Below are 13,549 nucleotides of genomic sequence, written 5' to 3'. Positions count from 1 at the left end.
AGGGATTTACAGAAAAGTGATTTTGCAGAAATTGTTTTGCGTAGTTTGACAGGTCGCATCAATATTGACCAATGAACCGGTGCGATATTTAAGATGGCTGGAGAATATCACCCGATTATCATTATTAGTAATGATCACTTTACTACTGGTCTGTTTAACTATCGGCAATAACGCCTCTTCTATGCGACTTACTAATATGTCCACCGCTGCCACGCCGACCATATTTCCGTCAATCAGTACAGGCGACGCCGCCGTAATGGTATACGCAGACGTACAGACATAATCGACATAAGGTCCGTGTAAATAAACGTCTTCGGCATCTGGCGTATTTTTAAACCACTCAAACGTACTGAAATCTAACCGTTGCTGTGTTGCCTGATCAAGGTCTAAACAAGATTGCTGGTTGCTCTTGGGGTTTTTAAACCACCACTCCAGAAACCAGTATGGTTGCGCGAGGTTTTCGGTTGCCAGATGGCTGGCAAACCCCGCTCCTGAACAGTATTGGCTGTCCAGTAAAATTTTTTCAATCGCGGGATAAAGGCTTTTACGCAAGCTACTTTCGCGCTGTTTATCAGAGGCAATACCGGCGACGGGAATCTCGGCTAAAGTATGGTTAATACTGGCCGAGAGATCTTTAGTCGACATGGTTACCGCGGCGAACAGATCTTCTAAGGTATTAACGATTCGCGTGTGGTGACTGACTTCGCTCACGGTTTTCTCCTCACATCATCTCTTTAAAGCTTATTTTATATTCGATCAACCTTGAGGTTAATTCGTTAATCAATTCACTCGCCAGATTGACCGCAGCCAGTTCATCATGCCCAAGAAAGGCGGTCAATAACTTGCGATAAATATCGACGGAGGTGTGATGAGCAACATCTGATTTATATAAAAGTGTGACCAGTGATGCCCACTCAGATTGAATAATCAGTTCCTGACTGGCAATTCTGGCCGATTGTGAGTTTGCCGCAATCGTTAACAGACAACGCATATCCGCCTGACTGCGCATTTCTGCCGTGGTGGCCTGTTCCAGCGTGTCAACGAACTGGGTCAGGGTAGTGATGTCATTGGCGGTCATGCGGGTTGCAGCCAGTTTCGCCGCATGGCAGAAAATCGCACTGTGCCATTCCCCTAAATCAGACAGATATTCAGTGCTGATCATATTGAACGGGTGCTGTGACGAAGCCTGTTTATCAATGCTGTTGGCGACGAAACTGCCGCCATTGCGCCCGCGTACCGTATACACCAGGCCATTAGCGCGCAACGTATTCAGTGCTTCGCGAATTGTGATGTGTGAAACGCCCATCATACGGGCTAAATCCGCTTCATTAGGCAGTTGCTCATTCGCTTCGAGTAATCCTGAAACGATGGCATTCGCCAGTCGCTGCACGATCTGATCGGAACGGCTGGACTGCCCAATAGGGGAGAAAATCACTGCATGAGTAATCATATTCCTCGTGATTTCTTATTTGTGTCGGGAAGGGAGGTTGCACATTCATAACATAAAACATCCACATTGGAAACAATGAGTTGCCTTATCACATCCCAATCCAGCATGGCAAAAAATCTGTGTAATCAGTCGCTTAATTAAACAACTGGATAAACAGGCTTTTGCTGAGGATTTGCATGCCAATTATGCGAGTGCAATCAAATTAATGTGAAACAAACGTTGCCTGAATTGTGATCATAATGATAAAACCTAATATGTTATATGATTAAAGGAGCCTGTCGCATGCGTAAGATAAAACACTTTATCAATGGAGCCTTCTTTGAGGGTTCTGGCAGTGAGACTTTTGAACTGGTTAGCCCGGTGAATGGTGAAGTCTATGCACTTTCACCACTGGCCAATCAAGATGACGTCAACGCGGCTTATGCTGCAGCCAAAGACGCTTTTCAAATCTGGAAACAGAGCACACCGAGTGAACGCCAGCGTGCATTGTTGCATTTGGCGGAGGCAATTGAACAACACTGCGATCGCATCGTCGAAATCCAGAGTGAAGAAACAGGGCAGCTAAAGCACTTCATTCGTCAGGAAGAGATTGCGGCATCCTGTGATGCGATTCGTTTCTTTGCTGGCGCTGCGCGCTGTCAGGAAGGAAAAGCTTCAGGTGAATACCTGGCGGGATTTAACTCGACCATTCGACGTGAGCCACTAGGGATTGTCGGTCAGGTCACACCGTGGAACTACCCGTTCATGATGGCGGTGTGGAAGATCGCCCCAGCGCTGGCAGCGGGCAACACCGTGGTACTGAAACCCAGTGATACCACACCACTCAGTACGCTCTTGCTCGCTGAGTTGGCAGCACCCTTTTTCCCGGCGGGTGCGATCAATGTGGTGCTGGGAAAAGCAGCGACGGGTTCACTGGTGGTGTCGCACGGCGATGCTTCGCTGGTATCGATCACTGGTTCTGTTCGTGCCGGAATGCAAGTGGCGGCATCCGCTGCGGCCAATCTGACCAAAGCGCACCTTGAGTTGGGCGGTAAAGCCCCGGTTATCGTGTTTGGTGATGCCGATATCGACAAAGCGGTGAAAACCATCTGCGCGGCAGGCTTCTTTAATGCCGGGCAGGATTGCACCGCCGCCACGCGAATTTTGGTTGAAGAGAGTCTGTATTCCGTGTTCCTCGATAAACTCGTCAACGAAGCGCGTAGCATCCGCTTTGGTCAGCCGGGGGATCAAGACGCATTCTATGGTGCGCTGAATAGTCAAAACCAGCTGGAGCAGGTGAAAGGCTTTATCGCTCGTCTGCCTGCAAACGCGCGTATTGAAACCGGAGGGAAAGCGGGTAGTGGTCCCGGCTTCTATTTTGAACCCACCATTATCTCGGGTCTGCAACAGAACGATGAAGCCATCCAACACGAGGTATTTGGGCCGGTGATGACCATCCAGACCTTTGCCTCCGAGTCTGAAGCGTTGTCGATGGCTAACGATGTGGAATACGGATTGGCTGCCAGTATCTGGACGCGCGACCACCGCCGCGCACAGCAATTCAGCAGCGCACTGGACTTCGGCACCGTATGGATCAACAACCACATTCCACTGTGTGCCGAAATGCCACATGGCGGCTTTAAAAAATCCGGCTATGGCAAAGATCTGTCTGCGTATTCGTTAGAAGAGTACACGCGCATTAAACACGTAATGAGTGACTTAACTTAAAAGCGAGTATTAATGATGAAAAAAATAGCAATGGTTGCGGCGTTATTGGTTTCTTCGAGCTGTTTCGCCAGTGAAACACCGCTGGAAGTGGTGCAGCATTATATGGGCGCCTGGAATCAGCATAATGCCCATAAAGCCGGGGCGTATCTGGCAAAAGATGTGACCTATTATGATGCGGCAGTGGGCACACCCGTAAAAGGAAACAGTGACGCTGAAAAGAACGTCATCAAAGCCTTTATTGATGGCGTGCCGGATTTGAAATGGCAGATGGTCGGAAAGCCGGTATATAACCACGACATTGTCGCCTTCGAGTGGGTTTTCTCAGGCGTCAACAGCGGTGAGTGGGCGGGTAGCCCAGCGACCAATAAACCGATTAAATTCCACGGTGTTTCATATATCAAAGTTAAAGATGGCAAAATTGCCTATCAAGGTGATTATTACGACTCAAAGAAACTCGATGAGCAATTAAAATAATTTCCTGTGATGTCTTCAATGCCATTAATAGATATGGCAGGCATCGTATCGTTTTAACAGAAGGTTTTTATTCATGAAAAACTCTGAATTTAATCAGCGTCGGCTGCAAGCGACACCACGTGGTGTGGGCGTCATGTGTGATTTTTATGCGCAACAGGCAGACAATGCCACTTTAACCGACGTTGAAGGCGCGGAATATATCGATTTTGCCGCCGGTATTGCAGTATTAAATACCGGTCATCGCCATGCCAAAGTGGTAGAGGCGATTGAAAAGCAGTTGGCACAATTCACGCACACGGCCTATCAAATTGTGCCTTATGAAAGTTATGTTGGATTGGCAGAGAAGATTAACGAGCTGACGCCGATTCAAGGGGAAACCAAAACGGCATTCTTTACTACCGGCGCGGAAGCGGTGGAGAACGCCATCAAAATTGCCCGCTGTCATACGGGAAGGCCGGGGGTCATTGCCTTCGGTGGTGCTTTCCATGGCCGTACTTACATGACGATGGCGCTGACCGGCAAAGTGAAACCCTACAAAACCGGCTTTGGTCCTTTCCCTGGCTCTGTTTTCCATGCTGCTTACCCCTCAGACGCGCGCGGTATCAGCGTTCAGGAGAGTATCCGGTCGCTGGAATCGCTGTTCCAGTGCGATATCGATCCACAACAGGTGGCGGCGATTATCTTTGAACCAGTGCAAGGTGAGGGCGGATTTAATGTCGCTCCTGTCGAATTCGTGAGTACGCTGCGCGCTATCTGCGATCAGCACGGTATCGTACTGATTGCGGATGAAGTGCAAAGTGGTTTTGCCCGCACTGGCAAAATGTTTGCTATGCAGCACTACGTGCATCAGGCCGATCTCATGACGATGGCAAAAAGCCTGGCGGGGGGGATGCCACTCTCGGCAGTGGCGGGTAAAACGGCGATCATGGACAGCCCCTTGCCGGGCGGCTTGGGCGGTACCTATGCGGGCAATCCTCTCTCTATCGCTGCCGCACACGCGGTAATTGATGTGATCAACGAAGAACAGCTGTGTGAACGTGCGGTGCATCTGGGGGGTAAACTGCGCGCCGTACTGGAAGAGGCGCAAGAAGTGTGTCCAGCACTGGCCGATGTGCGTGGGGTCGGTTCCATGATGGCCGCGGAGTTCAGCGATCCTGCCAGCGGCAAACCTTCTGCCGAAGCGGCGCAGGCCGTGCAGAAACACGCGTTGGCGCAGGGCCTGCTGCTGTTAACTTGTGGTCAACATGGCAACATTATCCGCTTCCTCTATCCACTGACTATTCCTGAAGCGCAGTTCGATAAGGCTTTGGCTATCGTGAAAAATGCCCTCGAGCACATCTCTTAGCAGGCGGCAGGAGCGGTAAAAGGAAATATTGATCACTGACTGCAAATAAATCTCATTATCATCTATTATGCTATGGGGTTTGTTTGATTCATCTGCAATCAGGGAGGCAGTCAGTGATTTTGGCAATCCGCTATGTATTCTTATCCTGTCCGTTACGTATTTCTTTATTAATCGCGCTTATTGTCCTGCAAGGTCTAATACCGGCACTAAATATTTTCATGACGGGACAAATTATTAATGGTTTACAAGCGCCTGATACCAGTAATAGCGATCTGATGATCACCATCGGCATATGGTGTCTTTCGCTATTGGGTATGCAACTGATGCAGCCACTGGTGAATTTGCTGCAGGGGGACGTGACGGAAATCGCCACTAGCCATTTCAGTGGCAGCATTATGCAACGAATGAACAGTTCATTTTCACTCAGCTTGTTTGACAATAAAGAACGCTATGAACAACTAGAGTTGCTAAAGAAAGAGGCCGGATATCGCCCGATCAATTTTATCATCTGCCTGATATATGCTTTCAGAGCATTGATTATGTCTGGCAGTTTACTGGCAGTGCTCATTAAATATTCTGGGCTAGGGGCGGCGATTTGTGCGGTATCAGTTATACCGCTTATTGTAATCAATTTACGCATCGAAAGAAAATACTGGGAGAATCTTATCCATAACTCCAGGGATTCTATCCTTATGCGCTACGTCTATGGACTGAGCATGGATAAAGGTTATCTTCAGGAAATCAGGCTTTATGGGCTGGGGAAATATCTGCTGGAAAAGTACAACCAGGCGGCAAAGCGCATGTTTCAACGTATGCATGCGCAACGTCTTCGGGCGTTATTGTTACCCATCCCCGCCACTGTTTTAAGCCTGCTGCTGCTATTCCTGGGCGTCTATCTGTTTCTTAATACCTTACTTAGCAGTCACCTGGCTGTCAGCGGATTGGTCATGGTCTTTCAGTCTATTGTCATGATGAAGTCTCATCTCGATGAGATAGCCAACTATGGCGCGAATCTGAAAAGCACCAGTTCTTTCTTTGCCAGTTATCACTCGTTTATGACGGATGAAATTGAACCGGTGCGCAACGGTGAAAAGAGATTATCCGACCATCAGCCTTTCGCCATTAACGTAAGGGGCCTGCGTTTTCAATATCAGGGACGCAGCACTCATGCCCTGAATAATGTCAATCTCACCATCAATGCTGGCGAGAAAGTGGCGATATTAGGCGATAATGGCAGTGGCAAAACCACCTTAATCAAGCTGCTGTTACGCATGTATGCGGCGGAAGAAGGTTCAATATCGGTGTCCGGCGTTGATCTTGAACAGTTGGATATCGAATATTATCGCCACCGAATTGCCACGGTGTTTCAGGAATATGGCAAATATGAGTTTCTGGTGGGCGAGAATATTGCGTTAAACCATTACGAGGCAGAAACGGAACGCCTTGACGCGCTGCTTAAACAAGTGAAATTTCCCTACAGCCTGAAAACCAAATTGGGGAAACAGTTTGGTGGTGATGAACTCTCGATTGGACAATGGCAAAAGCTGGCGATTGCCCGTGCTCTGTATCGAAACGCCAATCTGTTCATCTTCGATGAATTTTCATCATCATTGGATCCAGAAACCGAACATCGCCTGTTTAATGAGATATTAGCCTTAAATACCACGGTGATTGCGGTTACCCATCGGCTCGGCAACATTAAAGCGTTTGACCGTATTGTGGTGATGGCTGACGGTGCAGTTATTGAAAATGGTGACTTTACGACCCTCATCAATCAACGCGGAAAATTTTATGATATGTGGCATGCCCAGTTTAAATCGGTAATCGGCGAGGCGGTCTGATGAAAAGGATCGTCCCCGATTTTAGGAAATCGAGGACGCTGCTGCTCAGCGCGGGCCGTTAACCTGGCCCCTCACTCCCGGCAGCCAGTAAAGGCACCACCACATCACTGATCGGCGTGGCGATACCGTGTTTTTTACCGCAACGTTGCACCACGCCATTGCGGATATCCCATTCTAGCGGGCGATTTGCCTGGCGATCGGCAAGGATTGAGGTGCTTAAATCCGCGGGCGCGCGGTGAAAGCCAGCCATAATTTCCTGTGGTACGTTATCACTTAAGTTTGCACCTTCAGCTCGCGCCACGCTCAGACACTCGTGCAGATAAGCCAGCCCCAGCTCGGTAATCGTTTCGCGTTGGAACATGCCTGCACGACGATTGGCGAGCACCATCAAACCCGCCACGGCGTTTTGCAGCAGTTTGCGCCAGGCGATGGAGAGGAAATCCGCTTCCAGTTCAACCGTGCAACGGCTATCACGCAAGGCTTGTACCACCCGCTGCGCTGCGGGCACATCTGGCAAGGTCAAACGCGGTTTGGCGCGCAACCACACCGAAGCATCGGGTTCACGCTGAGCCGGGAACCACACGACGGAAGGAAGTACCGTCGCACCATTGACCCATGGGGAGAGCTGCTCCACTTGCTCGACGCCGTTTTGTAACGCACAGACCACGCTGTTTTCATCGCACAATACTGCCAGCCAAGGGGCGGTTTCCGCCACCTGCGTGGTTTTCACCGCGACAAACACCAAGTCAAAGGGTTTAGCAATTTCTGCAGGGTTGCTCAATACCGGGCCGGGTATCACGATTTCCCCGTCGTCATGGCGTAGCACCAATTGCTGATGTGCCGTGCGGCCACAGAGTTGCGGCGTGCGGTGCACTTCATGCAAGGCGGCTGCAACGGTAGTGCCGATGGCACCCGGCCCGACCAAGGCGATGGTTGGAAACTCAGACATGCGTGTATTCTCCTGTTAATCCTGTGCTGCCCGTCAGGTCAGCGTAAATCTGACTATTGAATCATGGCATTGTTACTCAACGATGTTCACAACAACGTAATCTGTTTCTGTTGTAACACCTGCCGCAGGGCGGCATCAGGTTCGCCATCAACAATCAGCGTGCTGGCGAGAGACAGATCGCCAATGGCAAAAGCCGATGCGGAATTGAGTTTTTCCTTTGACACCATAACCACCGTTTCTGCTGCACGGGCGGCCAGCGCACGTTTTATGCCCGCCTCTTCGTCGTTGCCGGTGGTTAATCCGGCAGTTTTATGTACCCCCGTCACGCCCATGAAGAATAGATCGGCATTAATACGTGCGATGCCCTCTAACACGGCTGACCCCACGGCGACTACGGAGTGACGATAAAGCTGACCGCCTATCATGATCACTTCAACTTGCGGATAATCCACTAACGCGACGGCGATGCTGGGACTGTGCGTCACCACGGTGAACGCCAACGCTTTCGGTAACAGTTGCACCATTTCTGCTGTGGTGGTTCCGCCATCAATCATCACCACCTGGCCGGGCTGAATCAGTTGCACTCCTTTTTGCGCAATTAAACGTTTAGAACTTATTTGCACGTTTTTGCGTGTTTCAAAGGGGGCGATGGCCGCAGAAACCGGCAGTGCCCCGCCGTGTACCCGCTGCAGTAAACCTTCGGTCGCTAACTCGCGCAGGTCGCGGCGAATGGAATCTTCAGAGACGTTAAAACGCTGGCTTAACTCGCTGGACATCACCTGTTGTTCCTCGGCAAGAAGGGCGAGGATCTGCTGTTTACGTTGGCTCGAGAGCATGTCTTTAATCTTCGTGTTTTTGCTTGTATTTGCACGATTATGCATGTTAGCGTTTGTTTTGTCATCAGCGGGAGGGCAAAACATGCAGCAGAAAGTGCGTAATATTCGTGAGCAGTTGTTATCCGACAACTGGTACACGTTAAAGAAATATACCTTTGAATTACAGCGTGCCGATGGTAGCTGGCAACAACAAAACCGTGAAGCTTACGATCGCGGCAATGGCGCGGTGATCCTGCTCTACAACCGTAACAAGCAAACGGTGGTGCTGACGCGGCAATTTCGTTTTCCCATTTTTATCAACGGCCATCATGGCTTTTTGATTGAAGCGGCGGCGGGGTTACTGGATAACGCATCGCCGGAAGAAAGGATTATTGCCGAAGCGCAAGAGGAAACCGGCTATACCATCACGCAAATAGAGAAAGTGATGGAAGCCTACATGAGCCCAGGATCGGTTACGGAAAAACTCTATTTCTTTATCGCTGAATATGCAGATGAAGACCGGCAGGGCACCGGCGGCGGGGTGATAGAAGAGGGGGAAGACATCGAAGTGTTGGAGTGGCCGCTCTCGCAGGCGCTGGCGGCGATTCGCAGCGGGGAAATCATGGATGCCAAAACCATCATGCTGCTACAGCATCTGGCGTTAAACGTGCGATTTGAGGAGAACAAGCAATGATGATTTTGATTGCAGGCCCGGTTCGCAGCGGTACGCAGGGTGATATGGCGTTGATTCAACAAAATATGCAGAAGCTTGATCAGATGGCTCTGCAAGTTTATGAGAAAGGCCACACGCCAGTGATAGGGGAATGGCTGGCGATGCCGCTTGCCAGTGCAGCGGGTTCGCAACAGATTGGCGATGAAATCAGTGAGGCTTTTCTTTATCCGGTGGCTCACCGGTTGATTCACTGCTGCGATGCCATCCTCCGCATGCCAGGCGAGTCCAAGGGTGCGGATAATGATGTGCGTATTGGCCACGCTTTGGGGCTGAGTATTTATACCCACCTGGATGAGATTCCGCATCTTAATCTGTCAGGTCATTAATTTGCTCTGCCAAATGAAAAGGGAAGCGGCAGGTGCCGCTCCCACGTTATTGTCAGACCTGCGCCATCCCGCCATCGACAAACAATTCTGTCGCATTGATAAAGCTGGAGGCATCTGAAGCCAGGAAGGTGACCACGTTACCAATTTCACCGGGTTCACCTAAGCGACCCAACGGCACCTGTGCTGCAAGCGTGTCAAACAATCCCTGGCGCTGATCTTCCGGAACTAAGTCACCCAAACCAGGAGTGCGCACCGGGCCAGGGCTTACTACGTTAACGCGAATGCCGCGATCCTTCACATCCAACGCCCATGAGCGGGCAAAGTTGCGCACGGCGGCCTTGCTGGCACTGTAGACGCTGAACCCTGCGGTGCCCTGTATGGATGTGGTCGAGGCGGTCAGAATCACTGAGGCTTTATCACTCAGCAGCGGTAGCGCTTTCTGCACGGTGAACAGCACGCCGCGCACGTTGGTGCCGAAGATGCGGTCGAAGTGCTCTTCAGTGATCGCGCCGAGGGGCAACATATCGCCGCCACCGGCGTTAGCGAACAGAATGTCGAGTCGGCCTGCCTGTTTTGCAATCTGCGCATAGACCGCGTCAAGGTCACTGAGTAATGAGGCGTCGGCGCGAATGCCGGTTGCCTGTACGCCAATGCTGGCAACGGCTGCATCCAGTTCAGTCTGACGACGTCCAGTAATAAATACCTGAGCGCCTGCGGCGGCGAGCGCTTGTGCTGAAGCCAGACCAATACCGCTGGTGCCGCCAGTAACCAATGCAATTTTATCTTTCAATGATGCGTTCATGTTGTGCTCTCCAATGATTGATTAATGTGTGATGACTGCGTTGCAGTGCATGGGAGGCAATGTAACGCTGCGGCGTTTAGCGATAAATGGTGTAAAATCGAAATGACTATTTCTGTGGGTGGATAATCAAGATGGATCAGCTGTTGGCGATACGGGCTTTTGCCCGCGTGGTGGAAGCCGGGAATTTTACCCGTGCGGCAGATTCACTGGATATGCCGAATGCGACCTTGAGTAAACTGGTGCAAGAGCTGGAAACTCATCTCGGTATTCGCTTGTTACAGCGCACCACGCGCCGCGTTACGGTGACGCCAGAAGGGCGCGACTATTATGAAAAAGCGATGCGCATCGTGCGGGATTTGGAGGATATCGACAGTGCCTGTAACGCCGAAAGCGGCACACCACGTGGCTACTTACGCATCGACGTCGGTGGCTCGACCGCCCGTGATGTCCTGATCCCGCTGCTGCCCGATTTTGTCGCGCGTTATCCTGAGATTCGCCTGGATTTGGGCGTGTCAGATCGCGCGGTGGATTTGATCAGTGACAGCGTGGATTGTGTGATCCGCGGCGGTCCATTAAGCGATTCTTCGCTGGTGGCGCGTCATCTGGGGGATGCCGAGATGATCACCTGTGCCGCCGCCCGCTATTTGAAAACCTACGGTGTTCCCGCTTACCCGCAGGAGTTAAAAAACGGTCATCGGCTAGTGAGCTACCAATCCTCCCAAACTGGTCGGGCGTTTCCTTTTCGCTTTGCGCAGGGCAGTGAAACGATCGAGATTAAAACCGAACATCGCATCGGCATTAACGAGAGTAACGCGCATCTGGCGGCGGCTGTGGCGGGATTAGGTATCATCCAAACCTTTCGCTACGCCGCCGCTGAGGATCTCAAATCCGGCGTATTGGTGGAAATTCTCGCCGACTGGCAGCCCGCCCGCTACCCGTTCCATGTGGTCTATCCGCAAAACCGCCACCTGACACAGCGTTTGCGCCTGTTTATTGAGTGGCTGCGTGAGGTGTTTCCCTCACGGTTAAACGGGTAGCAGGCGTATAGCTAGGGATTTACCGGCGCGTTTATAGTTGCAAAGTACGTCCCGCTGTAAGGAATCGGCAGAAAATCATGGAAGATTTGCTGCAAGGTTTTCTCTGGATTCACATCGGCAAACAGCTGCGGATAGAGTGTTTTGGCCATAAATTCTGTCGCGGCAATATGCCACGGGCTAAGATAGAAATTCATCCAAATCACCGCGGAATGACCATTATGCAAGGCTTTTAATTCACGCAAACCGTTCTGCTGGGAGGTTAACTGCGTGAAACTGCTCTGCACGGCATCGGGTGCCACCTCCGGACCAAGTTTGAGTAATCCCTGCGAGCTGTTGTTCGCAAAGCCGGTGGCAAAATAGTAATCAGGCTGGGCGGCTATCACCTGTTCTTCACTCAAGCGACCAAACACACCATGCTGGGTTTTACTGGCGATGTTATCACCGCCAGCGGCATTTAATAATTCGCCAAGGCTGCCGTTCACGGCCGTGACACAACACTCATTACGACGACCTAAGTGCAACTGCAGCAGCACTGACGGTTTCACACCCTGATAACCTGCAAGCCGCTCCTGAATCACCTGCATGTGCGCCGCATAGAACTGGTTAAAGGCTTGCGCGCGAGCCTGTTGATTCAACACTTCACCGAAAATCTCGACGCTGCGGCGCGTATTTTTCAACAAATGCACGCGCAGATCGATCTTCACCACCGGAATATGCGCGGCTTTTAACATCGTGACCAGACGCAGATCGGCATCGTCGTAGCGTGCAAGGCTGGGTAAGATCACCACGTCAGGTTTCAGTGCCAGAACCTGCTCCGGGTTAATCGCCGATGGGCCACCGGGACCGAGCGAAGGGATTTTGAGCATCTGCGGGAACTGGCGAGCGAAGCTGCTCCACGTTTGGCTGTCATATTTTTTCAGATCTTGTGGCCACGCCACAATGTGCTGAAACGGATTACCGGGTTCCAGCAGCGCCAGGGTGTAGAGCATGCGGCTCTCCCCCAGCACAATGCGCTGAGGGCGATCGGGAATCTCGACCTGATTACCGTCAATATCGGTGACGGTTTTAGCGAATGCTGCGCTGCTTAGCACCAACAAAAACAAGCCAGTACAAAAAACAGGGGGCCGAGCAGGGAAGGTGCGCACCGGCTGCTGCCAGTTAACGGAAAGTTGTCTTTATTGAAGAGATTGCCGGGGTTCAAATTCATCTGAGATTTTTCACCAAAACGTGAGCATTACGGGCGAATGCCATGATCAGTTGCACCTGCGCCATCGCATTGCCAGTCACGACGTGCTAAAACACGGTTATTAATGTTATTGATAATCATTCAAACATGAAAATATGTAGTAGTAAATCAATAAAGTAATTTAGATACTACAGTGGAAAAGCGCGGGTAAGAGAGCACTAATTAAGAGGTTACTTCGCTATTATATTTAAATAAAACAGATGGTTATTTATGTTTGGTGTGTATTAAAATGCGTTAAATTAACAGTGCTTAGTATTGTTGAAATGACGATAATGCGAAATATCACTACATTACGCTTAACCGCGTTGCGCCCATAAACCCCAGAGAACACATGGCTATTAATAAACTCAGAGTCGATGTCTTAGGTGATCGCTACCGAGCGCGGGCACCTTCATTATCCTCAAGCCTTCAGTCAGTCGCACGTTATATCCATGATAATCGTGATGCGATATTAGATGCCACGGCAATGGAAATTGCCGATGCCACCCAGACGTCGGACGCCACTGTAGTGCGCGCCGTTCAGGCGCTGGGATTTGCCGGATTACGCGATTTGAAAACCACGCTGGCAGCATGGTTTGGCCCAGCGCTGAATTCGGAAGAGAAGATGAGTGTGACCGTCAGTGAGTTGTCGTGTGACATCAATTCCGGTATTGATTTTGTATTGGGTGGGCATAAGCGTGCCTGTGATGCGTTATCGGAGCCACATAACCGTCAGGCTGTGTCGCAAGCGGTTGCCCTACTGATTGGAGCGCGTCAGGTAGCGCTGTTCGGCATCAATGCCTCTGGCATTCTGGCTGATTACAGTGCTCGCATGTTCACGCGGA

The 13,549-nt window shown here is 50.8% G+C and carries 14 protein-coding genes; 8 read left to right on the top strand and 6 right to left on the bottom strand.

Annotation, left to right across the window (positions count from 1 at the left end; all coding sequences use genetic code 11):
- Positions 1–6: 6 nt before the first annotated feature.
- Both PSSD_RS18540 and PSSD_RS18535 read right to left on the bottom strand, forming a co-directional pair.
- A complete protein-coding gene (locus PSSD_RS18540; protein ID WP_039333289.1) occupies positions 7–711 on the bottom strand; it encodes a cache domain-containing protein in 705 nt (234 codons plus the stop codon).
- 10 nt (positions 712–721) lie between these two features.
- Complete coding sequence (locus PSSD_RS18535) at positions 722–1,450, bottom strand: FadR/GntR family transcriptional regulator (protein WP_039333291.1); 729 nt, start codon at positions 1,448–1,450, stop codon at positions 722–724.
- Between the two features lie 282 nt (positions 1,451–1,732).
- Between PSSD_RS18535 and PSSD_RS18530 the strand changes: the two genes are divergently transcribed.
- The 4 genes from PSSD_RS18530 to PSSD_RS18515 all read left to right on the top strand — a co-directional run bounded on the left by PSSD_RS18530 (position 1,733) and on the right by PSSD_RS18515 (position 6,817).
- Complete coding sequence (locus PSSD_RS18530; protein WP_058973223.1) at positions 1,733–3,157, top strand: gamma-aminobutyraldehyde dehydrogenase; 1,425 nt, start codon at positions 1,733–1,735, stop codon at positions 3,155–3,157.
- A 12-nt stretch (positions 3,158–3,169) separates the two neighbouring features.
- The gene (locus tag PSSD_RS18525; RefSeq protein ID WP_235589255.1) at positions 3,170–3,631 is read left to right on the top strand and encodes an ester cyclase; all 462 of its coding nucleotides are present in this window, start codon (positions 3,170–3,172) and stop codon (positions 3,629–3,631) included.
- A 73-nt stretch (positions 3,632–3,704) separates the two neighbouring features.
- On the top strand, positions 3,705–4,976 hold the full coding sequence (puuE, locus tag PSSD_RS18520) for a 4-aminobutyrate transaminase (RefSeq protein WP_058973222.1): 1,272 nt from the start codon (positions 3,705–3,707) through the stop codon (positions 4,974–4,976).
- A gap of 113 nt (positions 4,977–5,089) precedes the next feature.
- Positions 5,090–6,817: an ATP-binding cassette domain-containing protein gene (locus tag PSSD_RS18515; protein ID WP_058973221.1), complete on the top strand. Its 1,728-nt coding sequence runs from the start codon at positions 5,090–5,092 to the stop codon at positions 6,815–6,817.
- Positions 6,818–6,875: 58 nt separating this feature from the next.
- On the opposite strand, the gene PSSD_RS18510 is transcribed toward PSSD_RS18515, so the two are convergent.
- Both PSSD_RS18510 and PSSD_RS18505 read right to left on the bottom strand, forming a co-directional pair.
- Positions 6,876–7,766, bottom strand: coding sequence for an oxidoreductase (locus PSSD_RS18510; protein WP_058973220.1), 891 nt, complete (start codon positions 7,764–7,766; stop codon positions 6,876–6,878).
- Positions 7,767–7,852: 86 nt separating this feature from the next.
- Entirely contained in the window at positions 7,853–8,602 is a 750-nt protein-coding gene (locus tag PSSD_RS18505) for a DeoR/GlpR family DNA-binding transcription regulator (RefSeq protein ID WP_058973235.1), read from the bottom strand.
- Positions 8,603–8,684: 82 nt separating this feature from the next.
- On the opposite strand from PSSD_RS18505, the gene PSSD_RS18500 reads away from it, so the two are divergent.
- The gene (locus tag PSSD_RS18500) at positions 8,685–9,275 is read left to right on the top strand and encodes an NUDIX domain-containing protein (protein WP_058973219.1); all 591 of its coding nucleotides are present in this window, start codon (positions 8,685–8,687) and stop codon (positions 9,273–9,275) included.
- Entirely contained in the window at positions 9,272–9,640 is a 369-nt protein-coding gene (locus tag PSSD_RS18495) for an NUDIX hydrolase (protein WP_039333301.1), read from the top strand. Before PSSD_RS18500 ends, PSSD_RS18495 begins: the two co-directional genes overlap by 4 nt.
- A 52-nt stretch (positions 9,641–9,692) precedes the next feature.
- Here the strand turns inward: PSSD_RS18495 and PSSD_RS18490 are convergent, their stop codons facing one another.
- Positions 9,693–10,442 carry an SDR family oxidoreductase gene (locus PSSD_RS18490; RefSeq protein WP_058973218.1) on the bottom strand — a complete coding sequence of 250 codons (750 nt, stop codon included), beginning with the start codon at positions 10,440–10,442 and terminating at the stop codon, positions 9,693–9,695.
- 131 nt (positions 10,443–10,573) lie between these two features.
- Between PSSD_RS18490 and PSSD_RS18485 the strand changes: the two genes are divergently transcribed.
- Positions 10,574–11,479 (top strand): LysR family transcriptional regulator, encoded by a 906-nt coding sequence (locus PSSD_RS18485; protein ID WP_058973217.1) that lies wholly within the window; start codon positions 10,574–10,576, stop codon positions 11,477–11,479.
- Positions 11,480–11,490: 11 nt separating this feature from the next.
- Here PSSD_RS18485 and PSSD_RS18480 read toward each other — a convergent pair whose 3' ends face one another.
- Positions 11,491–12,582 (bottom strand): ABC transporter substrate-binding protein, encoded by a 1,092-nt coding sequence (locus PSSD_RS18480; protein WP_235589254.1) that lies wholly within the window; start codon positions 12,580–12,582, stop codon positions 11,491–11,493.
- A gap of 474 nt (positions 12,583–13,056) precedes the next feature.
- Here PSSD_RS18480 and PSSD_RS18475 point away from each other — a divergent pair.
- Positions 13,057–13,549 (top strand): MurR/RpiR family transcriptional regulator (locus tag PSSD_RS18475; RefSeq protein WP_167347685.1); only part of this gene is annotated, 493 nt, incomplete at its 3' end.

The sequence above is a fragment of the Type-D symbiont of Plautia stali genome, assembly GCF_001485335.1.
Lineage (GTDB): Bacteria > Pseudomonadota > Gammaproteobacteria > Enterobacterales > Enterobacteriaceae > Pantoea > Pantoea vagans_C.
This window is presented reverse-complemented; position numbering and strand designations above follow the sequence as displayed.

Bases quoted from the DNA above. Each gene is read 5' to 3' on its own strand.
- PSSD_RS18535 (WP_039333291.1), bottom strand. From the start codon at position 1,450: ATGATTACTCATGCAGTGATTTTCTCCCCTATTGGGCAGTCCAGCCGT.
- PSSD_RS18530 (WP_058973223.1), top strand. From the start codon at position 1,733: ATGCGTAAGATAAAACACTTTATCAATGGAGCCTTCTTTGAGGGTTCT.
- PSSD_RS18525 (WP_235589255.1), top strand. From the start codon at position 3,170: ATGATGAAAAAAATAGCAATGGTTGCGGCGTTATTGGTTTCTTCGAGC.
- puuE (WP_058973222.1), top strand. From the start codon at position 3,705: ATGAAAAACTCTGAATTTAATCAGCGTCGGCTGCAAGCGACACCACGT.
- PSSD_RS18510 (WP_058973220.1), bottom strand. From the start codon at position 7,766: ATGTCTGAGTTTCCAACCATCGCCTTGGTCGGGCCGGGTGCCATCGGC.
- PSSD_RS18505 (WP_058973235.1), bottom strand. From the start codon at position 8,602: ATGCTCTCGAGCCAACGTAAACAGCAGATCCTCGCCCTTCTTGCCGAG.
- PSSD_RS18500 (WP_058973219.1), top strand. From the start codon at position 8,685: ATGCAGCAGAAAGTGCGTAATATTCGTGAGCAGTTGTTATCCGACAAC.
- PSSD_RS18495 (WP_039333301.1), top strand. From the start codon at position 9,272: ATGATGATTTTGATTGCAGGCCCGGTTCGCAGCGGTACGCAGGGTGAT.
- PSSD_RS18490 (WP_058973218.1), bottom strand. From the start codon at position 10,442: ATGAACGCATCATTGAAAGATAAAATTGCATTGGTTACTGGCGGCACC.
- PSSD_RS18485 (WP_058973217.1), top strand. From the start codon at position 10,574: ATGGATCAGCTGTTGGCGATACGGGCTTTTGCCCGCGTGGTGGAAGCC.